The sequence below is a fragment of the Bacillus siamensis genome (assembly GCF_051628075.1).
GTDB classification, from domain to species: domain Bacteria; phylum Bacillota; class Bacilli; order Bacillales; family Bacillaceae; genus Bacillus; species Bacillus siamensis.
On the sequence record NZ_CP155579.1, the window covers coordinates 313708 to 335331 of the forward strand.

Annotated in this window: 12 protein-coding genes and 2 pseudogenes; 7 read left to right on the forward strand and 7 right to left on the reverse strand. The window is 48.7% G+C overall.

What is annotated here, in order from left to right:
- Window positions 1-2: 2 nt before the first annotated feature.
- The 3 genes from cobA to nasD are packed head-to-tail and all read right to left on the reverse strand — an operon-like array spanning window position 3 to window position 4248.
- The gene (gene cobA, locus ABDB98_RS01705) at window positions 3-1442 is read right to left on the reverse strand and encodes a uroporphyrinogen-III C-methyltransferase (RefSeq protein ID WP_438421170.1); all 1440 of its coding nucleotides are present in this window, start codon (window positions 1440-1442) and stop codon (window positions 3-5) included.
- A 47-nt stretch (window positions 1443-1489) separates the two neighbouring features.
- Window positions 1490-1810, reverse strand: a complete 321-nt coding sequence (nirD, locus tag ABDB98_RS01710) for a nitrite reductase small subunit NirD (protein WP_016936807.1) — start codon at window positions 1808-1810, stop codon at window positions 1490-1492.
- Window positions 1811-1830: 20 nt separating this feature from the next.
- On the reverse strand, window positions 1831-4248 hold the full coding sequence (gene nasD, locus ABDB98_RS01715; RefSeq protein ID WP_438421171.1) for an NADPH-nitrite reductase: 2418 nt from the start codon (window positions 4246-4248) through the stop codon (window positions 1831-1833).
- Window positions 4249-4418: 170 nt separating this feature from the next.
- Between nasD and ABDB98_RS01720 the strand changes: the two are divergent.
- The 5 genes and pseudogenes from ABDB98_RS01720 to ABDB98_RS01740 form a co-directional block, all read left to right on the forward strand.
- Window positions 4419-4760, forward strand: a pseudogene (locus ABDB98_RS01720) (GTP-binding protein); the annotation flags it as partial.
- A gap of 63 nt (window positions 4761-4823) precedes the next feature.
- Window positions 4824-5960, forward strand: coding sequence for a zinc-dependent alcohol dehydrogenase (locus ABDB98_RS01725; protein ID WP_438422092.1), 1137 nt, complete (start codon window positions 4824-4826; stop codon window positions 5958-5960).
- A 16-nt stretch (window positions 5961-5976) separates the two neighbouring features.
- Window positions 5977-6411 carry an RDD family protein gene (locus tag ABDB98_RS01730; protein WP_016936803.1) on the forward strand — a complete coding sequence of 145 codons (435 nt, stop codon included), beginning with the start codon at window positions 5977-5979 and terminating at the stop codon, window positions 6409-6411.
- Window positions 6412-6528: 117 nt separating this feature from the next.
- On the forward strand, window positions 6529-6807 hold the full coding sequence (locus ABDB98_RS01735; RefSeq protein WP_438422093.1) for a YckD family protein: 279 nt from the start codon (window positions 6529-6531) through the stop codon (window positions 6805-6807).
- Window positions 6808-6907: 100 nt separating this feature from the next.
- Window positions 6908-7178: pseudogene (locus ABDB98_RS01740) on the forward strand (family 1 glycosylhydrolase); the annotation flags it as partial.
- A 93-nt stretch (window positions 7179-7271) separates the two neighbouring features.
- Here ABDB98_RS01740 and comJ read toward each other — a convergent pair.
- From comJ to hxlA, 4 genes are all read right to left on the reverse strand, one after another.
- Window positions 7272-7670 carry a competence protein ComJ gene (gene comJ, locus ABDB98_RS01745; protein WP_438421172.1) on the reverse strand — a complete coding sequence of 133 codons (399 nt, stop codon included), beginning with the start codon at window positions 7668-7670 and terminating at the stop codon, window positions 7272-7274.
- 21 nt (window positions 7671-7691) lie between these two features.
- Window positions 7692-8129, reverse strand: a complete 438-nt coding sequence (locus ABDB98_RS01750) for a sporulation protein (protein ID WP_438421173.1) — start codon at window positions 8127-8129, stop codon at window positions 7692-7694.
- 356 nt (window positions 8130-8485) lie between these two features.
- Window positions 8486-9043, reverse strand: a complete 558-nt coding sequence (hxlB, locus tag ABDB98_RS01755) for a 6-phospho-3-hexuloisomerase (protein ID WP_438421174.1) — start codon at window positions 9041-9043, stop codon at window positions 8486-8488.
- Entirely contained in the window at window positions 9040-9675 is a 636-nt protein-coding gene (gene hxlA / locus ABDB98_RS01760; RefSeq protein WP_016936796.1) for a 3-hexulose-6-phosphate synthase, read from the reverse strand. The genes hxlB and hxlA overlap by 4 nt, the downstream gene beginning before the upstream one ends.
- Window positions 9676-9907: 232 nt before the next feature.
- Here hxlA and ABDB98_RS01765 point away from each other — a divergent pair, with 232 nt between their 5' ends.
- Window positions 9908-10270, forward strand: coding sequence for a winged helix-turn-helix transcriptional regulator (locus ABDB98_RS01765; RefSeq protein WP_438421175.1), 363 nt, complete (start codon window positions 9908-9910; stop codon window positions 10268-10270).
- A gap of 589 nt (window positions 10271-10859) precedes the next feature.
- On the forward strand, window positions 10860-21614 hold the full coding sequence (srfAA, locus tag ABDB98_RS01770) for a surfactin non-ribosomal peptide synthetase SrfAA (RefSeq protein WP_438421176.1): 10755 nt from the start codon (window positions 10860-10862) through the stop codon (window positions 21612-21614).
- Window positions 21615-21624: the final 10 nt, after the last annotated feature.

Below are 21624 nucleotides of genomic sequence, written 5' to 3' on the forward strand. Positions count from 1 at the left end.
GGTCAGCTGTGAACGAGTATGTCTTTCATTTCATTTTGTATAAACGCAAATAACTGTTCCTGATTTTTCACGGCGGTAAATCCGTAACCGGCGGGTATGTCTTCACCGATGCAGATGACGGGAGGACGGTTTGCTGTCGGATTGGGTGATATTCCGATCTGTTTTCCGGCGCTGAGCAAATGCTGAGCGGATTCTTTGCCCGGACAGATAATCATTTGCAGAGGAGACTCACTGATTGTGCGTTCGATCATCGAAGTGAACCGCTCATCTGCGATATGTTCATGAGTGATATAAAACGGGCATGATACTGAGTCTGGCATGTTTTCTGCCGCTTGACGGCTTCCGACAATGAGCGAATGCGGAGAATCACCTTGATGGCCGGATAGGCGGAAGCCCCGTTTTGTCAGTTCCGTCTTTGCCGCTTCAGTCGCTGCATTCAGGTTTGCTGTCACCCGGCGGATGTCAATCTGCTTGAAAGCCAGTGTGTCAAAAAATTCACAGACCGCACGGCGTGATGTGAAAAAGATCTGTTCAAAAGTGCTGATCCGCTTCAGGATGTTTTCGTTTGCAGGCATTTTTTTAATCATCCGCTTCGGCCATTCGATAACATCAGCGCCATACTCGCGCAGTTTGCCTGTCAATGTATGTTCATCATCGCCATGAGTGACCACCATGATATGCCGCCCGATGAACGGTTTGCTTTCAAACCAGCTGTATGTTTGAAGATTTACGATATCTCCGATGACGATAATGGCGGGGTTGGTGATGTTTTGGCTTTGTACTTTTTCATAAATATCCTGAAGCGTTCCTTTTACGCTGCGCTGCCGGCCCCATGTTCCCCATTGAATGACGAGTACGGGGACGGAGGGGGATTTCCCGTGCTCCATAAGCTGCCGGCATATAAATGACAGATTTTTAACGCCCATATAAAACACAAGCGTTTGAATGCTTCGGGCCAGCCCTTCCCAGTCGAGATTCGGCCTGCCTTGTAATGATGTATCATGAGCGGTGATCATGGCGAAGGACGAAGCGCAATCACGATGGGTGACGGGGACGCCCGCATACAGCGGCGCCGCGATTCCCGAGGTGATGCCGGGCACCATCTCGTAGCGGATGCCGTGCCGATGAAGCGCCTCCGCTTCTTCGCCGACTCTGCCAAACACGCTTGGGTCTCCGCCTTTCAAGCGGACTACGGTGAAGCCTTCCGCCGCTTTTTCAATCAGCAGGGCATTTATCTCCGACTGTTTCATAAAATGGCGGTCGGGCAGTTTTCCGCAATAAATGAACCGGCAGTCTGGAGAGGCATATTCAAGAAATATTGGGTTTGCAAGCCGGTCATACAAAATGATATCCGCTTTCTCCAGAACCTGTTTCCCTTTTACGGTAATCAGCCCCGGGTCTCCAGGTCCGGCACCGACAAAATATACAATTCCGTTTCTCATGGTGGCGTCATCCCTTCATCAATTTAAAAAGTGATCCGACCCTTTGATCAATACAGGAGGTATACATTCTCTCCTTCGATCAGTGTTTCGTATGTTTTAATACAGCCATGATCCGGCTCTTGGACTTTTCCGTCTTCTAAGGAAATTTTCCAGTCATGCATCGGGCAGAAGACGTATTCTCCGCTGACGATGCCTTCAGCCAGGACGCCCCCTTTATGAGGGCAGCGGTTTTCGACGGCGCGGACGCTTCCGTCAGAAAGCTTAAATACGGCAAGCTCTTTCTCTTCTATATATACGGTTTTTCCTAACTCCTCAGGTAATTCGTTTAACCTGCCTATGCAAACCTTTGTCATATCTTTATTAACCATGTCCGTTCCTCCTTACTGTTTTATGAAGTCGTGACGACATTTTCAAATAAATCTTTAGAAGCTTTTTTATCTTTAAGGAAATATTGCCACGGATCTTTGTGAACAGAGAGTGTTTCATTCATCCTGCCGTTGAGCTCCTGCCGTTTTTCAGGATCGTTCAACACAGATTGGACATGAGATAAACCGACTCGCTCAAGCCATGCGGATGTACGCTCCAAGTAGTTAGCCGTTTCTCTGTAGTACTGAAGGTAAGCGCCCGCGTATTCTAAGACTTCTTCATTCGTTTTCACTTTCATCAGCAAATTACCGGCGCGCAAATGAGTTCCGCCGTTCCCCCCGACATAAAGCTCCCAGCCTCCGTCGATGCCGACAACACCAAGGTCTTTAATGCCGGACTCCGCACAGTTCCGCGGGCAGGCAGACACGGCCATTTTAACCTTATGAGGCGTATTGAGCCCTTCGAATTTTTTCTCAAGCGCAATGCCCAGTGCCATGGAGTCTTGTGTGCCGAAGCGGCAGAATTGTTCGCCTACGCACGTTTTTACCGTGCGGAGTGTTTTTCCGTACGCGTAGCCTGAAGGCATATCAAGCTCGGCCCATACTTTCGGCAGGTCTTCTTTTTTGACGCCGATGAGATCAATTCGCTGGCCGCCTGTCATTTTAACGAGCGGGATCTCATATTTGTCGACGACATCGGCGATCTTACGGAGATCCTGAGAGTTGGTCACGCCGCCGTACATCCGGGGCACGACTGAGTATGTTCCGTCTTTTTGAATATTGGCGTGCATCCGTTCGTTCACAAAACGGGATGTTCTGTCATCCTCGTATGTAGCCGGATTGATCATGCCTAAGTAGTAGTTGAGGGCAGGCCGGCATTTGGAGCAGCCCTCCGGCGTTTTCCAGCCGAGCACGTTCATGATTTCTCTCGTATGTGAGAGCCCTTTGGCTTTGATTTCTTCCACCACTTCATCTCTCGAAAGCGAGGTGCATCCGCAAATCGCTTCTTTTTGCGCGGATGCGTCAAATTCTGAACCCAGTGTATATTGAAGAATGTCTTCCACGAGCGGTTTACAGCCTCCGCAGGAACGGGATGCCCCAGTACATGCTTTGATTTCGTCCGTTGATGTGCAGCCTTTTTCCTGAATGGCTTGAATAATCGCGCCTTTTGATACACCGTTGCAGCCGCAGATGATTTCATCGTCGCTCATCGCCGCGGTCATGCTTGCGCCTGCTTCCTGATCAAGAGGCTGTAAGATTGATATTTTGGAGGTTTCAGAGATATCGGCTTCTTTTTGAATCATGGAAAACAGGCGGCCGCCCTCGCTGCTGTCTCCGAATAAAACAGCGCCGACAATTTGATTGCCTCTCAGGACGATTTTTTTATAGATGCCGTCCTGCTCATCGAAAACTTTAATCGCTTTTTTCTCCTCTGTTTCGTTAAAGTCACCGGCAGAGAATACCTCGACGCCTGATACCTTTAATTGAGTGGAGAGAACGGAGCCTTCATACGGTTTTGTTTCAATGCCGCAAATATGTTTGGCCAGCACTTTTGCCTGTTCATAGAGCGGCGCCACAAGACCGTATGCGATTCCGCGGTGCTCGGCACATTCACCGACTGCGTAAATGTGCGGGATTTCAGTCTGCATATAATCGTTAACAATGATTCCGCGGTTAACCGGAATGCCGCTTTCCGCGCCAAGCTGTGTATTCGGGCGGATGCCGACCGCCATGACGACTAAATCAGCTTCGATGCTTGTGCCGTCTTTAAAGCGTACGCCTTCGACACGGTCAGTACCGACAATTTCTTCGGTTTGCTTTTCAAGTAAAAAGGTCATGCCTTGTTTTTCTAATTCGTTTTGCAGCAGGCGCCCTGCAGTTGGATCAAGCTGGCGTTCCATCAAGTATGGAGCGAGGTGGATGACAGACACGTCCATTCCGAGATTCAGCAGCCCGCGAGCGGCTTCCAAACCAAGCAGTCCTCCGCCGATGACGGCTGCTTTTTTATATTGTTTTGACGCAGCGAGCATCGTGTCGGTATCTTTTATGTCCCGGAATGCCGTGACGCCTTTTTTATCTGCGCCCGGAATCGGAAGGATAAAAGGGACAGAGCCTGTCGCCAGGATGAGTTCATCATAGGGCTGGATTCTGTCTGCATCTGTAATGACGGTTTTGCTGTCTTGGTCCACTTTGATGACTGTTTCACCGGTATGCAGCTGAATGTTGTTTTCTTTGTACCAGTCCCAATCGTTTAATGTAATATCTTTAATATCTGTATCGCCTTGAAGCACTTTTGACAGAAGGATTCGGTTATAGTTGGGATGAGGTTCGGCCCCGAATATTGTAATCTCAAATTCGTCTTTTGAAACACGCAGTATTTCTTCAATCGCTTTTACCCCGGCCATTCCATTTCCAACAAGGACTAGCTGTTTTTTTCCCATCAGATGATCCGCTCCTTACCTATGTTTTCTTTAGCGTAGCACAGCGAAAACAGATATTTAAGATACATGTTATGAGATGTAACAAAAAATACTAAAAAATCTAAAAATTTTATGAAAATTATTTTGGGCTGATACGTGCAGCGCACATCTTAAAACCGGGCATTTTTACAGTCCGGGTCCAAGGCATTGCCTGGTGCGCAACCCACAACAGCTTCGCGCTGCTGATGTCTCAGGCGGGTCCGGCGGTCTCAGTTGAGCCTGTCTCTTATTGGGTGGCGGCGATGCCGAAACTTGAGCAGGAGCAGATCAAACAGCAGGAACCGGAGATTCTGGAGGATTGGGACGCTCAATTCGGAGACCGTCATACGAATCTGGTATTTATCGGGATTAATTTAGATGAAGCAGCCATTACAAAGGAATTAGATCAGTGTCTGCTCACGCCGTCTGAGTTCGATTCTGACTGGTCTCAATTTGAAGATCCTTTTCAATGGGACATTCAGCGGGCTGAATAACATACCAGCCAAGTTTAGAAGCATGTGAGAAGGGAAGGAGTGATGAAAAAGGAGCTGAACAATGTGAAAGCACTGACATACCAAGGAAAAGAACATATGGAAGTGAAAGAAGTCCCTGCACCCGTCATTCAAGATGAGAGGGATGTCATCGTTCGAATCACCGCAACCGGAATTTGCGGTTCAGACCTTCATTTATATAAAAACGGAATACCCGCCGATCCGGGTTACATCGTTGGGCACGAGCCAATGGGAATCGTTGAAGAAACGGGCAGTCAAGTGAAAAAGCTGAAAAAAGGCGACCGGGTCGTGATTCCTTTTAACATCGGCTGCGGAGAATGTCATTATTGCAAGCACCAGATGGAAAGCCAGTGTGATGAATCAAATCCCAATCCTCATACAGATGCCGGCGGCTTATTCGGTTTCTCGGAGTTTAACGGTAATTATCCCGGCGGGCAGGCTGAATATTTACGAGTGCCCTATGCTGATTTCTCTTCTTTTCTGGTTCCGGCAGACAGCGAGCTAGAAGATGAACAGGTGCTGCTTCTGTCAGATGTCATGCCGACCGCCTTTTGGAGCGTCCAGCACAGCGGAGTGAAAAAAGGAGACACAGTCGTTATTCTGGGCTCAGGTCCGATCGGTTTAATGGCGCAAAAATTCGCTTGGAGAAAAGGCGCAAAGCGGGTCATCGCAGTCGATCAAGTCCCGCACCGCCTTGAACATGCGAGACGCATAAACGGGACAGAGACCTTCAATTTTTCAGAGCATGAGGAGATCGGGAAACTGCTGCATGAACAAACGTCAGGGGGCGCGGATGTTGTGATTGATTGTGTCGGAATGGACGGCACGCCGCTTTCAAAAGAAAAAGAAAAGCAAAAACCGAATCAGTTCGGAACCATCAGTCCGATTCTGACAGCGTCAGAAGCCGTTAAGAAGTTCGGTACCGTTCAGCTCACAGGCGCATATATTTCCGAAGCGGACGGTTTTCCGATCGGTGATTTTTTCACGCGCAACGTTTCTCTAAAAATGGGCCAGGCACCCGTTATCCATCTGATGCCGTTGCTGTATCAAATGGTCGAACAAAATGAAATTGATCCGACGGATATTATTACGCACAAAATGAGTCTTGCGGAAGCCCCTGCTGCATATGATATATTTGACAAAAAAGAAGATGGCAACATTAAAGTGATTTTGAAGCCATAGAGCGAGGGGAAACACAATGAATATTTACAGACCGGCGGGATTTTGGATCAGATTGGGAGCCGCAGTACTCGACTATTTAATTATTTCAGTGCCTTTGGCGATTATTTATATGCTGGCAACGGGAAAAGATCCGGAGGAGAGCGCAATGATCAGCATCATTTTGACTCTTTATTCTATCTTGCTTCCTGTATACTGGAACGGTTATGTTATCGGCAAAAAGATCTGCGGTATCCGCATCGTCAAAAAAGACGGCACTCAGGTAGGCTTTCTCACTATGATTTTAAGAGTGCTTGTGGGCGCCTTAATATATGGTGTGACGTTAGGAATCGGTGTGATCGTGAGCGCATTTATGGTCGGAATGAGAGAAGACAAACGGTCGATCCATGATTTTGTAGCAGGAACGTATGTCACATACGCATTGCCGGACGAATCGATTGAAAAGAGCGAATAATTTCGCTCTTTTTTTTGCATAAAAACTGGATGGAGGCACAACATATAACAAACGCTAAAGGAGGAAAAAGTCATGAAAAAAGCTGCGTTATCATTGGCTGCGTTTTTCATTACGGCAATGATTTTTATAATGCCGGCACATGCAGTTGAAACAAAAATGCCTTCAACAATGTCACTTACGGTACAGCAGAAAAAAGAAATTGAATCTCTTGAAAAGGAAATACTCGAAAAACGTAAACATGTCATTTCCAAATATGTTGAATACGGTGTCCTGCCGAAAGAAAAAGCAGAGCATATTAAACAGCATTTGGACAGGCACTTTAATATGATGAAACAAAATGGCTTTATCCCGAAGCCTCCTCCTCATAAATTGGAGAAGCGGCATCATCATTCTTAAGCATCCGGCAAGCCGGATGCTTTTTTGTTTTATCGGGATTGCTCTGAAACGCGTTTCATAACCTATGATATCAAATCAGACGCATCAGGAGATGAAACACATGAGACATGAAAAAACGGGTTTTTTACCGGATATATTTCTATGGGGATCGGCATCAGCCGCCTATCAGGTTGAAGGGAGCCTGGAATACAGACGGTAAGGGTTCCTCAGTCTGGGACCATTTCGCAAAAATAACAGGTAAAACGTTTAAAGGCTCAACCGGCGATACAGCAGCCGGCCATTATGAACGGTATAAAGAAGATGTCGCCTTGATGGCAGAAATGGGTTTGACAGCTTACCGCTTTTCTGTCAGCTGGCCGAGGATTTTTCCGAGCTTCGATTATTCATCGGCTTATCCGCTTACAAGTCACTCTGAAGACAGTAAGAGTTCCCTGAGAGAAATATGTTTCTCTCAGGGTTTTCTTTTACATTGCGGCCGCATCGATAATATACGTATCTGCATGCAGATCGGATAATTCGGCTGGCACTGAATAACAAATAAGGCTGTATCGGCCTTTCGGAAGATCGAAGAAAAGCCGTTTTGACATCACGCTTTCAATCTCAATTCCATCTTTTACAGCTTCAAAGGAAACAGCCGCTTTTTTCTCATAGGATGGCACCGGTTCATTTGTATTAAGCCTGAGGACAATAAATGCCTTCGTATTTCTCCTTGCTTCAAAAGAAACAGCTCCGTCAGCCTCCGCAAATCCTTTTTCAATGGCTTCATCCGTCCAATCGATAACAGGCGGTTCGGAATCTTTTTGGAAGATTGTAAATTGATGATAAGAAATGATAAGTTCTTGCGGTTTCCATGATTTAATCAATGCGCTGCTCCTCCTGTTTTGTTACTTGATTTTAAATAATACTCTCGTTCCATCTGGATCATTGGTAAGCTGGTGTCCGACCCAAGAGCCGGCCCCGCGGTTGTCTGCCGGAGAAATATATTCTATGGAGGCATTGTTTCCGCCCTGTTTACAAACCGCCATCGGCCATTCATCTCTGTCGTACCCCGTTTTTACAGGCACATGTTTAAGAGATTGCTCACGCCGCTTATGTACTCCGTCTCTGTCAATGGTGCATATGCTGGGATGTCCTTCTTTTATCGCGTCCTTAATATGCTTTGCTGTTTCCGGATATCGATCGGACGGAAATAGGATTACTTTGTCGTAATCGCTTTTCTGAACGGTCTGCTCGTTATCTGAGAAAATATCACCCTTGATCAGGGCCGCAACTGCTCCGGCAATGATGATAAGAACAAGCAGCAGTGCTTTTAATGTTTTCAAGAGTATCAATCACCTCCAGTTTTAAATTGCTGTAAAGCTGGTCCAAGAATAAAGCAGAATCGGCCCGCTGTAAAGCTGTTAAAATATATTTTTCAGCTTCAATTCAACTGAATATCTGTAAAACCGCCTGCACAAATCAGTTTTATCCAATAAAAAATCGGTCAGAAAGTCTTTTTTGCAGTTTCTCTATCCAGAAATGAATGATTGCGGCCGTCTGAATAATTGGCTATTATAGCGATAAGCTCACCGGCAGGGTATCTTCGTCAGCGAATTTCCGGGTGAAAACCTGGCCGGATGTAATCGAGCGCCGCAGGACGATAAAAAGACGGCCATCTGATAAGAAGGCCGTCAGTATATCATTCCAGATTTGCATGATTTGCAAACATGTCTGCCGAATTCAGTTCTTTTTTCTCCATGATTTTTAGAATAACCGCATCGTAAAACAGCAGGAGAGTCTGTTCAAATAAAGAACCCATCGGCTGAATCGTCTTTCTGTCTCCGCCGGTCTCCTCCTTAGGAGAGCCGGAAATCGTTATCGTAAGATCCGCAAGTCTGCCGAGACTCGAATCAGGATTGATCGTTAATGCAGTGATGATGCCATTAAGGCTTTTGGCTTTTTCAGCAGTATGAAGCAGGCTTTTTGTTTCGCCTGAGCCTGATCCGATGATGACGAGACCGCCTTCTTGGAGGGGAGGGGCAAGCGTCTCACCGACGATGTAAGCGTTCAGCCCGATATGCATCATCCTCATGGCGAACGCTTTAGCCATAAAACCGGAACGGCCCGCTCCGGACGTGAAGATCTGATCTGCAGCTAAAATCTGATCCGCAAGCTTGTCAGCTTCATTGTCGGCTATTAACGCTGCAGTACGGGATAATTCATTTAGGATTTCATGTAAGTATTCCGTCGTTTTCATGATCCTTGTGTGATCAGCTGTTTCATTTTAGAAGCAGTATCCGCTTTATTGTCAGCTCCCGTAATGCCTCCGCCGACAATGATTAAATCTGGGTTTTGTTTGATGGCTTCAGGAAGCGTATCAAGTTTAATGCCTCCGGCAATTGCGGTTTTAGCGCTCTTGACCGCTTTTTTAATCGCCGTCAGTTCCTCGAATGAATTTTTTCCTTCTGCTTGAAGATCATAACCTGTGTGGACACAAATATAATCAACACCGAGCTGGTCAATTTCTTTTGCCCGTGTTTCAAGGTCTTTTACGTTGATCATATCGACGAGGATTTTTTTCTGCTGTTTTTTTGCTTCGGCAACCGCTCCTTTGATCGTCGAGTCATCTGTCGCCCCTAAAACGGTGATGATGTCGGCGCCTGCTTCTGCCGCTTTCATAATCTCGTAACCGCCTGCATCCATGATTTTAAGATCGGCAAGCACTTTCAGGTGAGGAAAGGCTGTTTTCATTTCCTGCACGGCTTTCAGTCCTTCATTAATGACGACGGGAGTGCCGATTTCTACAACATCTATATATTGTTCGACCTCTTTCACAAGTTCAATTGCTTCAGGGATATTCACTAAGTCTAATGCCAGCTGTAATTCCACTGTATATTCACTCCTCTTCTTAATGTATCTACATTCTATAGAGTGCCCTGCATGTTGAAAAGTACGCACTTTAAAGTCTAATAGTTACTTTGAGGATACTGTCCCCCGCAGGCAATGTGTTTTGTCTCAGCAAAACTGCGTGGTAGTATAAATGGATGAAAGCTCTGTGAAAAAGTAAGCAAGTGTTTATAGATGATCAACGTACGAAAAGTAAGAGGAAGGAGAATAGCCCGTGAGCCGAATGGATAAGAAAACGTTTAATTGCGAAAAGGAATTGACGCTTGCCGTGATAGGCGGGAAGTGGAAAATGCTGATTATGTGGCACCTGGGAAGAGAAGGGACAAAACGATTTAATGAACTGAAAGCTTTAATTCCTGATATTACGCATAAAATTCTTGTGAATCAGCTCAGGGAGCTGGAGCAGGATCTGATCGTTCACAGGGAAGTTTACCCTGTTGTTCCCCCGAAAGTGGAGTACTCATTAACGGAGCAAGGAGAGACCCTTATGCCGATTTTGGACGCTATGTATAAGTGGGGAAAAGAATATATGGAATTAATCAACATTGATAAAACTGCAATAAAGGAATCTTTTTGAAGCGCTCTATGTAAAATAGAGCGCTTTTTTTTGCGGTTTAATGAAATCATATTGCGAACGATTAAATCTCCTGTTTCGGTTCTTGCGCTGTTTTTTCCCCATCAGCTAATATATGAAAACTATTTTCATTCTGCCATAACTGGATATTTGAAAGATTTATACAATAGTTTAAAGATTTTTAATTTTACATAAATAATATTTTTATAAATAAATTGCGGGATGCCGCAAAATACCCTCTGGAATTGTCGGAATTTTTTTCGGTGTGCCGCATGAAACTTTTCACCCATTTTTCGGTGATAAAAACAATAATTTCATATAAAGTGAACGTAAGTAGATATATAGTAATTCATGAAGAAATAGGTAAACCCTGTTGCTTACAAACATTGGATTCTTGTCTTGATTTCTCATAAATTTGAGCCGAATTTCGGACTGTGCGGGTGAATGGATTGCGGATTTCGGCGGTGATTAAATCGGGATCGTTTTGGAGGTAAGTGGTTCTTTTGGCTTGATAATGAGTTAGGGACATTGAGGGAGGCTGTTTCTAAGGGAGAATTGACAAATTTATCTTAAAAAGGGGAGGCGCACACATATGGAAATAACTTTTTATCCTTTAACAAATGCACAAAAACGTATCTGGTATACAGAAAAATTCTATCCGAACACAAGTATTTCAAATCTTGCGGGTTTCGGAAAGCTCATTTCTGAGGACGGCGTACAAGCTCATATCGTTGAGAAAGCGATACAGGAATTCGTCCGTCGTCATGAGTCGATGAGAATCCGTCTTCGGCTTGATGATGAGGGGGAGCCCGTTCAATATGTGAGCGAATACCGTCCGCTGACGATCGAGCATACAGACATCAGGCAAGCCGGCTGCTCTGCGGAAGAGCTGTCAAAATGGGGACGTGACGAGGCAAGCAAACCTCTGGCGTTATATGATCAGGATTTATTCCGTTTTTCCGTGTACACCATCAGCGAAAATGAGGTCTGGTTCTACGTTAATGTGCATCACGTTATTTCAGACGGAATTTCCATGACGATTCTGGGCAATACGATTACTGATATTTATTTGGAGCTTTCAGGCGGAGCAAGTGAGAACGAGGCGGAGATTCCTTCCTTTATCGAGCATGTGCTGACAGAGCAGGAATATGTGCAGTCGAAGCGGTTTAAAAAGGATCGGGATTTTTGGAACGGACAGTTTGAGACCGTACCGGAGCTTGTGTCTTTAAAACGGAGCCAGGCAGATGCGGGTCTTGATGCGAAACGGTTTTCTCAAGAAATTCCTCATGACCTGTACGGCCGGATTCAATCATTTTGCGGGGAGCATAAGGTCAGCGTTCTTTCTCTGTTCCAGTCAGCTCTGATCGCTTACCTCTACAAAGTGACAGGCCGGGATGATGTCGTCACGGGTACGTTTATGGGAAACCGGACGAATGCGAAAGAAAAGCAGATGCTCGGGATGTTCGTATCCACGGTGCCTGTGCGGACAAGCGTTGACGGAAGCCAGCCGTTCTTGGAATTCGTCAAAGGCCGGATGAAGGATCTGATGAAAATTCTCCGTCACCAAAAGTATCCGTATAACCTGCTTGTCAATGATTTGCGTGCTTCAAAAAGTTCGCTGAGCAGATTGTTTACGGTGGCTCTGGAGTATCAAGTGATGCAGTGGCAGAAAAAAGAGAATCTGTCCTTCCTGACAGACCCGATCTTCAGCGGAAGCGGAACAAATGATATATCGATTCACGTGAAGGAACGATGGGACACCGGGAAATTGACGATTGATTTTGACTATCGCAGTGACATATTTAAGGCGGACGAAATTACTTCTGTTTCTGAACGTTTGATCACGCTGATTGAAGATGCGATATCATCTCCTGACCGTGTAATTGATGAGCTCGCTCTTCTTTCAGAATCCGAGAAAGAGCTGCTCCTGAAGCGTGCTGCCGGCAATCCGGTCGCTTATCGCAAGGAGATGACGATTCCGGCGCTGTTTGAAGAGAGAGCGAAGGCACTGTCTGACAAACCCGCGGTTGTATATGAAGGCTGGACATTGTCCTATCGCACATTGCATGAACAGTCAGGCCGTATCGCCGGGCGCCTTCTTAAATCCGGGATATCAGCTGATTCTCCTGTCGCTGTGCTGCTTGGCCGATCTGACCGTGTTATTGCGGCAATATTGGGAATTTTGAAAGCGGGCGGCGCATATGTGCCGATTGATCCTGACTTTCCGGCGGATCGGATTCAGTACATCTTGGAGGATAGCGGAGCGAAGGCTGTTTTGACAGAGGCGGGAATACAGGCGCCTGAAACGAATGCCGAACAGATTGATTTTGATGAGGCCGTTCAGTATGAGACGGCCGCTGACGGTGTCGGCACACAATCAGACCGGCTGGCTTACATTATCTATACGTCCGGTACAACAGGGCGGCCGAAAGGCGTGATGATTGAACACCGGCAAGTTCATCACCTGGTTCAATCATTGCAGCAGGAGATTTATCAGTGCGGTGAACAGACATTAAGAATGGCGCTGTTGGCCCCGTTTCATTTTGATGCGTCCGTTAAACAGATTTTCGCCTCGCTTCTTTTAGGCCAGACGCTTTATATCGTGCCGAAAACAACCGTAACAAACGGCTCGGCACTGCTGGACTATTATCGTCAAAACCGGATTGAAGCCACTGACGGAACGCCTGCGCATCTGCAGATGATGGTTGCGGCGGGAGATGTCAGCGGAATTGAACTGCGCCACATGCTCATTGGGGGAGAAGGCCTGTCTGCCGCTGTTGCTGAACAGCTGATGGCGCTGTTTCATCAATCGGGCAGAGCACCTCGGCTGACAAATGTCTACGGGCCGACGGAAACGTGCGTAGATGCGTCCGTGCATGAGGTGTCACAAGATAACGGAATGAATCAGCAGGCGGCGTACGTTCCGATCGGAAAACCGCTCGGCAACGCCCGGCTGTATATATTGGATAAGCACAAACGGCTTCAGCCCGACGGCACGGCCGGTGAGCTGTATATCGCGGGAGACGGTGTAGGCCGCGGCTATTTAAATCTTCCGGATTTGACCGCAGAGAAGTTTTTGCAGGACCCGTTTAACGAAAGCGGCCGCATGTACCGCACGGGTGATATGGCTCGCTGGCTGCCGGATGGAACAATCGAATATATCGGCCGGGAAGACGATCAAGTGAAAGTCCGCGGCTACCGTATTGAGCTGGGAGAAATTGAAACGGTGCTCAGGAAAGCTCCGGGCGCGGCGGAGGCCGTCGTGCTGGCACGGCCGGATCAGCAGGGCAGCTTAGATGTTTGCGCATATATCGTTCAGGAAAAAGGAACCGAGTTTCACCCTGCCGAGTACCGGGAGTATGTGTCCAAGCACCTTCCTGATTACATGGTGCCCGCTTACTTTACAAAAACGGATAAAATTCCGCTTACGCCGAGCGGGAAGGCAGACCGCAAAAAGCTGTTTGCGCTTGATGTGCAGGCTGTCAGTTCGTCAGAGTATGCAGCGCCGAGAAATGAGACGGAGAAAACGCTCGCCGTCATCTGGCAGGAAGTCCTCGGAATGGACAAAGCGGGTATTTATGACCATTTCTTCGAGTCTGGCGGTCATTCCTTAAAGGCAATGACGCTTTTGACGAAAATTCATAAGCAAATGGGTGTGGAAATCCCGCTGCAATACTTGTTTGAGCATCCGACGATCGCGGCGCTTGCCGATTATGCGGTAAGCCGAAACGAAGGGCCGGATTACAGTGCGATTAAGCCGGCTGAGAAGCAGGCGAGCTATCCGCTTTCGCTCGCCCAGCAGCGCATCTATATCGCGAGTCAATTTGAAGATGCGGGGGTCGGGTATAACATGCCGGCAGCAGCCGTTATCGAAGGCGCTTTAGACCGTGAAAAACTTGAGCGTGCATTTTCTGTCTTAATCAGCAGGCATGAAGCGCTCAGAACATCGTTTCAATCAGAGGACGGCACGCCGAGACAGGTGATTCACGAGCATGTTCCGTTTCATATTGAAATGATCGAAGCGAGCGGGAGAACGAATGAACAGGTAATGAAGGATTTTGTGCGCCGTTTTGAGCTGGCGGAGGCGCCTTTGTTCAGAATCGGCCTGCAAACACTCGGTCACAATCGCCATATGCTGCTGTTTGATATGCATCACCTGATTTCAGACGGAGTGTCAATTTCCATCATGCTGAAGGAACTGGCAGACATCTATAGCGGAAAACAACTGCCTGACTTGCATATTCAATATAAAGATTACGCCGTCTGGCAAGCGGAACGGGCGGAAGAAGGCTACAAGAAAGAGCGGGCGTATTGGAAAGAAGTCTTTAGCGGCGAACTGCCGGTGCTTCAGCTGCTCCCCGATTACCCGCGGCCGCAGGTGCAAAGCTTTGAAGGTGACCGCGTATCAGTCAAGCTGCCGAAAGAGCTGCGGGACCGGCTGCAGAAGCTTGCCGGGAAAAACGGAGCCACCCTTTATATGGTGCTGTTATCGGCATATTATACGCTGCTTTCTAAGTATTCAGGACAGGAAGACATCATCGTGGGAACACCGTCAGCGGGAAGAAATCATTCCGATACCGAGGGACTGATCGGGATGTTTGTCAACACGCTTGCGCTGCGAAGCTCCGTGAAGCAGGATCAGACATTTACAGGTTTGTTAGGTCATGTTCGCAAGCAGGTGCTGGACGCGTTTTCTCACCAGGACTATCCGTTTGAGTGGCTGACCGAGGAGCTGAATGTGCCCCGGGATATGAGCAGGCATCCGATATTTGATACGATGTTCAGTCTGCAAAATGCTTCGGACGGAATTCCGGAGATCGGCAATCTTACGCTGTCTCTTCATGAAACCAACTTCAATATCGCCAAATTCGATCTGACAATGCAGGCCCGGGAAACAGCGGAAGGCATTGCGCTCGATCTGGATTATTGCACGAAACTGTTTAAGCGCTCGACGGCGGATCGCCTGCTTGCGCACTATGTCCGCCTGCTGGAGAGTGCGGCAGCTCAGCCGGATGCGAAAATCAGCGAATATGATTTGCTTTCTGAACGGGAGGCTTTGAATCAATTACAGCGGTTCAATCCAGAGCGCACGGCATACCCGAAAGAGCAAACGATCGTGCAGATCTTTGAAGAACAGGCCCGAAAGAACCCTGACCGGACGGCTCTTCAGTTCGAAGGGGAAACCCTGTCGTATCAGCAGCTGAATGAACGCGCCAACAGGCTTGCGCGGCATATTCTTTCGGTCGGTGGCGGCGGAAAAACCGCGGCTGTTTTATGTGAACGGTCAATGGACATGATTGTTTCCATTATGGCTGTATTAAAAGCAGGGTCAGCCTATGTGCCGATTGATCCTGAACATCCGGTTCAGCGGATTCAGCATTTCTTCCGCGACAGCGGGGCGAGTGTGCTCCTGACTCAGCGAAGCCTCAAGCCGATTGCGGAAAAGGCCGGTTTTCAAGGCGTCATTGTGCTTGCTGATGATGAGGCGAGCTATGAAAAGGACTCTCACAATCCAGCATTGCCGTTTGATTCCAAGACGATTGCCAATCTCACTTATACATCAGGAACGACGGGTACGCCGAAAGGAAACATCGTCACACATGCCAACATTTTGCGGACGGTAAAGAACACGAACTATTTGACCGTTTCTGAAGAAGATACTGTGCTCGGACTGTCAAACTACGTCTTTGACGCCTTTATGTTTGATATGTTCGGTTCGCTGTTAAACGGTGCAAAGCTTGTGATCGTCCCGAAGGATACAGTGCTGGACATGAACCGCCTGTCCCGCGTGATCAAACGGGAGAATGTAAGCATTCTGATGATTACGACGGCCCTGTTCCACCTGCTTGTTGATATGGAGCCGTCCTGTCTGACGACGCTTCGGAAAATCATGTTCGGGGGCGAAAGGGCGTCTGTTGAGCATGTCAGAAAGGCGCTGGCGGCAGTCGGAAAAGGAAAACTGCTTCATATGTACGGTCCGTCTGAGAGCACGGTGTTTGCGACATACCACCCAGTGGATGTGATTGAAGAAGATACGCTCTCCGTTCCGATCGGAAAACCGGTCAGCAATACGGAAATCTTCATCATGAACACGGCCGGACGAATGCAGCCGGCAGGTATCCCGGGCGAGCTGTGCGTCAGTGGGGAAGGTCTCGTGGAAGGCTATTACAACCGTCCTGAACTGACGGAAGAAAAATTTGTGAAGCATCCGTTTAAAGAAGGTGAACGGATGTATAAAACGGGCGATTTGGCCAGATGGCTGCCGAATGGCGATATCGAGTTTATCGGACGTATCGACCATCAGGTGAAAATCCGCGGCCAGCGGATTGAGCTTGGCGAAATTGAGCACCAGATCCAAAGCCATGACCAAATTCAAGACTGCATCGTGCTCGCTGTGGACCAGGGTGCGGGTGACAAACTTCTTTGCGCGTATGTTGTCGGCCTCCGAGAAATCTCTTCCCGGGAGCTGAGGGAGCATACGGCGAAGGATCTTCCGGCTTATATGATTCCGGCTGTCTTTATTCAAATGGATGAACTGCCTCTTACAGGAAACGGGAAGATCGACAGACGGGCGCTGCCGATGCCTGATGTGACCGCAGCGAATGCTGTTTCATATACGGCGCCGCGCAATGAAACAGAACAAAAACTGGCGGATATTTGGGCTGAGGTGCTGCAAATGGAGCGGGTCGGCGTGCACGATCAGTTCTTTGAGATCGGAGGCCATTCGTTAGCGGGAATGAAACTGCTTGCTCTCATCCAGAAGACATTCCGCGTGCAGCTTACATTAAAGGATCTGTTCACTTCTCCGACGGTTGCGGGACTGGCGCAGCTGTTTGAAGGCGCTGAGAGGAAGACAGCTGAAAGCATCGTACCGGCGGCTGTGCAGGAAACGTATCCGGTTTCTTCACCGCAGAAGCGGATGTTCGTGCTTCAGCAGCTGGAAGGCGCTGAAACAAGCTACAACATGCCGTCTGTGCTCCGCTTAAAAGGGAAGCTTGATGCAGAAAAGCTGAAATTTGTGATGAAACAGCTGACAGAACGCCATGAAGCCTTCAGAACGACGTTTGACATAAAGGATGGAGAAACGGTTCAGCGTATATGGGCCGAAGCTGATATTGGCATGGAATATTACGAAGCCTCTGAGGAAGACGCTGGACAAATTATTCAGAGCTTTATCCGGCCGTTCCGCCTGGATCAGCTTCCTCTCGTCAGAACGGGGCTGGTTAAGCTGGCTGAACATGATCACCTGCTGCTGTTTGACATGCACCATATCATTTCGGACGGCGCTTCAGTCGGCGTGCTGATAGATGAACTGTCCCGCCTGTATGGCGGCGAAACGCTTGAGCCGCCGCGGATTCATTATAAAGACTATGCGGTATGGCAGCAGAAATTTATTCAATCAGAGCAGTATCGCAAGCAGGAGGAGCATTGGCTTCGGGAGCTTGACGGCGAGCTTCCGGTATTGACGCTGCCGGCTGATTACAGCCGTCCGGCTGTGCAAACCTTTGAAGGAGACAAGCTGGTCTTTTCTCTGACTGAGGAACAGACGTCGGCTCTTCGCAGTCTTGCGAAACAAACGGATTCTACCATGTACATGGTGCTGCTGGCGTCATACAGCGCTTTTCTCTCAAAATTGAGCGGACAGCATGACATCATTGTCGGCTCCCCGGTTGCGGGACGGTCACATGCGGATCTCGCTAACGTCATCGGCGTGTTTGTGAATACACTCGCGCTTCGGACGTATCCGGAAGCGGACAAAACGTTCACAGATTATCTTGAAGAAGTAAAACAAACCGCTTTACGTGCATTTGATGCGCAGGATTATCCGCTTGAGGACCTTCTGCAAAAGATTGAGGTGCAGCGTGATACGAGCCGAAATCCGCTGTTCGATGCGGTATTCTCAATGCAAAACGCAAATGCGGAAGATCTGGTCATGGAAGGAATTGAGCTGAAGCACCATCCGTTTGACAGAAAAACAGCCAAGTTTGACCTGACGATGACGGCTGATGACACAGACGGAGGCTTAACGTTTGTGCTTGAATATAACACTGCGCTGTTTAAACCGGAAACGGCAGAGACGTGGAAGCATTATTGGCTTCATTTGTTAGAAGCCGCCGCGGAAAATCCGGCAGCGAAGCTTTCTGAGCTTTCATTGGTGAATGAAACAGAAAAACAAGCCCTCCTTGACGCATGGAAAGGAAAAACAATTTCCGTGCCGCGGGACAAAACGGTTCACCGTCTCTTTGAAGAAACGGCCGCCCGCCACGCAAACCGTCCGGCTGCGGCATATAACGGCGTGAAATGGACGTACGGCGAGCTGAACGCAAAGGCGAACCGCATCGCGCGCATTCTCATGGACTGCGGCGTTACGGCTGACGAACGTGTCGGCATTTTGACGAAACCGTCCTTGGAAATGGCCGCGGGCGTACTTGGCGTCCTGAAAGCAGGCGCGGCATTTGTGCCGATTGATCCGGATTACCCGAAAGAGCGCATCAGCTACATTCTGCAGGACAGCGGGGCAAAACTGCTTCTCACGCAGGAAGCGCTCGACGTGCCGGAAAGCTACACAGGAGATACGATCCTGCTTGACGGCAGCCGATCCATTCTGAGCCTGCCGCTTGATGAAAATGATGAAGCGAACCCGCAGACGGAAACAACGGCGGATCATCTCGCTTATATGATTTACACGTCAGGAACGACCGGACAGCCGAAGGGTGTCATGGTCGAACACCATGCGCTGGTGAACCTGTGCTTCTGGCATCACGACGCATTCGCCATGACGGCGGAGGATAAAAGCGCCAAATACGCGGGCTTCGGTTTTGACGCCTCCATCTGGGAGATGTTCCCGGCATGGACCATCGGCGCGGAGCTTCACGTCATTGACGAAGCGATCCGGCTGGATATCACCCGCTTAAATCACTATTTCCAAGAGCACGGCGTGACGATCACCTTCCTGCCGACACAGCTGGCCGAACAATTTATGGAGCTGGAAAATACCTCTCTCCGCATGCTTCTCGTCGGAGGCGACAAGCTGAAGCGGGCGGTGAAACAGCCGTACACGATCGTCAATAACTACGGCCCGACGGAGAACACCGTCGTCGCGACAAGCGGCGTCATCAATCCGGAGGAAGGATCGCTTTCGATCGGACGGGCGATTGCCAATACGAGAGCGTATATTCTCGGCGACGGCGATCAGGTGCAGCCGGAAGGCATTGCCGGTGAATTGTGCGTGGCAGGCCGCGGACTTGCGCGCGGCTATCTGAACCGTGAGGAAGAAACGGCGAAGCGGTTTACCGCAGATCCGTTTGTACCAGGCGAGCGCATGTACAGGACCGGCGACCTCGTCAAATGGAACGCGCAGTGCGGCATCGAATACATCGGCCGCATCGACCAGCAGGTCAAAGTGCGCGGCTACCGGATCGAGCTTTCAGAAATTGAAGTCCGTCTCGCCCAGCTTGCGGACGTTCATGACGCAGCGGTGACGGCGGTGGAAGACAAAGCGGGCAATACCGCGCTTTGCGCCTATGTCGCACCTCAGCAGGACGATATCGAAGCGCTCAAAGCCGCGCTGAAAGACACGCTTCCGGACTATATGGTCCCGGCGTTCTGGGTGGAGATGGACGAGCTTCCGGTCACCGCAAACGGAAAGATTGACAAAAAAGCCCTGCCGGCGCCGGACATTGAAGCGGGAAGCGCCGCGTACAAAGCGCCGGAAACGGAGATGGAGACGCTGCTTTCTGACATTTGGCAGGAAGTGCTCGGACTGGATCAAATCGGCGTAAGCGATAATTTCTTCACGCTCGGCGGCGACTCGATCAAAGGCATTCAAATGGCGAGCCGCCTGAATCAGCACGGCTACAAGCTGGAGATGAAAGATCTCTTCCAGCACCCGACTATTGAAGAGCTCGTCTCTTACGTAGAGCGGACGGAAGGCAAGCAGGCCGACCAGGGACCTGTCGAAGGCGAAGCGGAATTAACGCCGATCCAGCGCTGGTTCTTTGAGAAAAACTTTACAGACAAACACCACTGGAACCAATCCGTCATGCTTCACGCAAAAGACGGCTTTGATCCGGTTCTGGCGGAAAGAACCCTGCAAGCATTAATGGAACACCATGATGCGCTGCGGATGGTTTACCGTGAGCAACAGCCATATTACAGAGGGCTTGAGGATGCGTCTGTTGAACTGAACGTCTTTGAGCTGAACGGACTCAGCGAAGATTATGAAGACCGTATCGAACGGGAAGCAGACCGTCTTCAAAGCAGTATTTCACTGGAAACAGGACCTCTGCTGAAGGCCGGGCTCTTCCGGGCGGAAGACGGAGACCACCTGCTCCTTGCGATCCATCACTTAGTCGTAGACGGTGTATCTTGGCGGATTTTACTGGAGGACTTCACGTCCGTTTATACACAGCTCAAGCAAGGCAATGACCCGGCGCTGCCGCCGAAAACACATTCATTCGCCGAATTTGCTGAGAGAATCAAAGAATACGCAAATACGAAGGCGTTTCTGAAAGAAGTTGATTACTGGAAAGAGCTTGAGGAGAAAGAGGTGTGCACTCAGCTCCCGAAAGACAGGCAGTCTGGGGATCAGCGCATGAGACATACAAGAACGGTCAGCTTCTCTCTGACGGCTGAACAAACTGAACAGCTGACGACAAACGTCCATGAAGCCTACCACACGGAAATGAATGATATTCTGCTGACGGCGCTCGGACTGGCGCTCAAGGAGTGGACGGGTGAAGACACGATCGGCGTTCATTTGGAAGGCCACGGACGCGAAGACATTCTTGACGGCTTGAATATCACCCGGACGGTCGGATGGTTTACGAGCATGTATCCGATGATCCTTGAGATGAAACACGCCGACGACCTTTCATATCAGCTGAAACAAATGAAAGAAGACATCAGGCATATCCCGAACAAAGGAGTCGGCTACGGCATTCTGCGGTATGTAACGGCGCCTGAGCATAAAGAGAATCTTTCATTTGAGATTGATCCGGATATCAGCTTTAACTACTTAGGCCAGTTTAACGAGATGTCGGATTCCGGCTTATTTACAAGATCCGATATGCCGTCGGGACAATCGCTGAGCCCAGACACAGAGAAGCCGAATGCGCTTGATATTGTCGGATTTATAGAAAATGGGCAGATGACGATGACGTTTGCCTATCATTCTCTCGAATTTCATGAAAAAACCATTCAATCGTTCAGTGACAGCTTTAAAGGGCACCTCCTGAAAATCATAGATCATTGCCTGGCTCAAGACGGTCCTGAACTTACGCCTAGTGATCTTGGTGATGATGATCTGACGCTTGATGAACTTGATAAATTAATGGAAATTCTCTAACAGAAAAGAC

What these genes read in the sequence shown, in the direction of transcription:
- hxlB (WP_438421174.1), bottom strand. Translation starts at nt 9,043, where the DNA reads ATGAAAACGACGGAATACTTACATGAAATCCTAAATGAATTATCCCGT.
- nasD (WP_438421171.1), bottom strand. Translation starts at nt 4,248, where the DNA reads ATGGGAAAAAAACAGCTAGTCCTTGTTGGAAATGGAATGGCCGGGGTA.
- srfAA (WP_438421176.1), top strand. Translation starts at nt 10,860, where the DNA reads ATGGAAATAACTTTTTATCCTTTAACAAATGCACAAAAACGTATCTGG.
- ABDB98_RS01730 (WP_016936803.1), top strand. Translation starts at nt 5,977, where the DNA reads ATGAATATTTACAGACCGGCGGGATTTTGGATCAGATTGGGAGCCGCA.
- cobA (WP_438421170.1), bottom strand. Translation starts at nt 1,442, where the DNA reads ATGAGAAACGGAATTGTATATTTTGTCGGTGCCGGACCTGGAGACCCG.
- ABDB98_RS01735 (WP_438422093.1), top strand. Translation starts at nt 6,529, where the DNA reads ATGATTTTTATAATGCCGGCACATGCAGTTGAAACAAAAATGCCTTCA.
- nirD (WP_016936807.1), bottom strand. Translation starts at nt 1,810, where the DNA reads ATGGTTAATAAAGATATGACAAAGGTTTGCATAGGCAGGTTAAACGAA.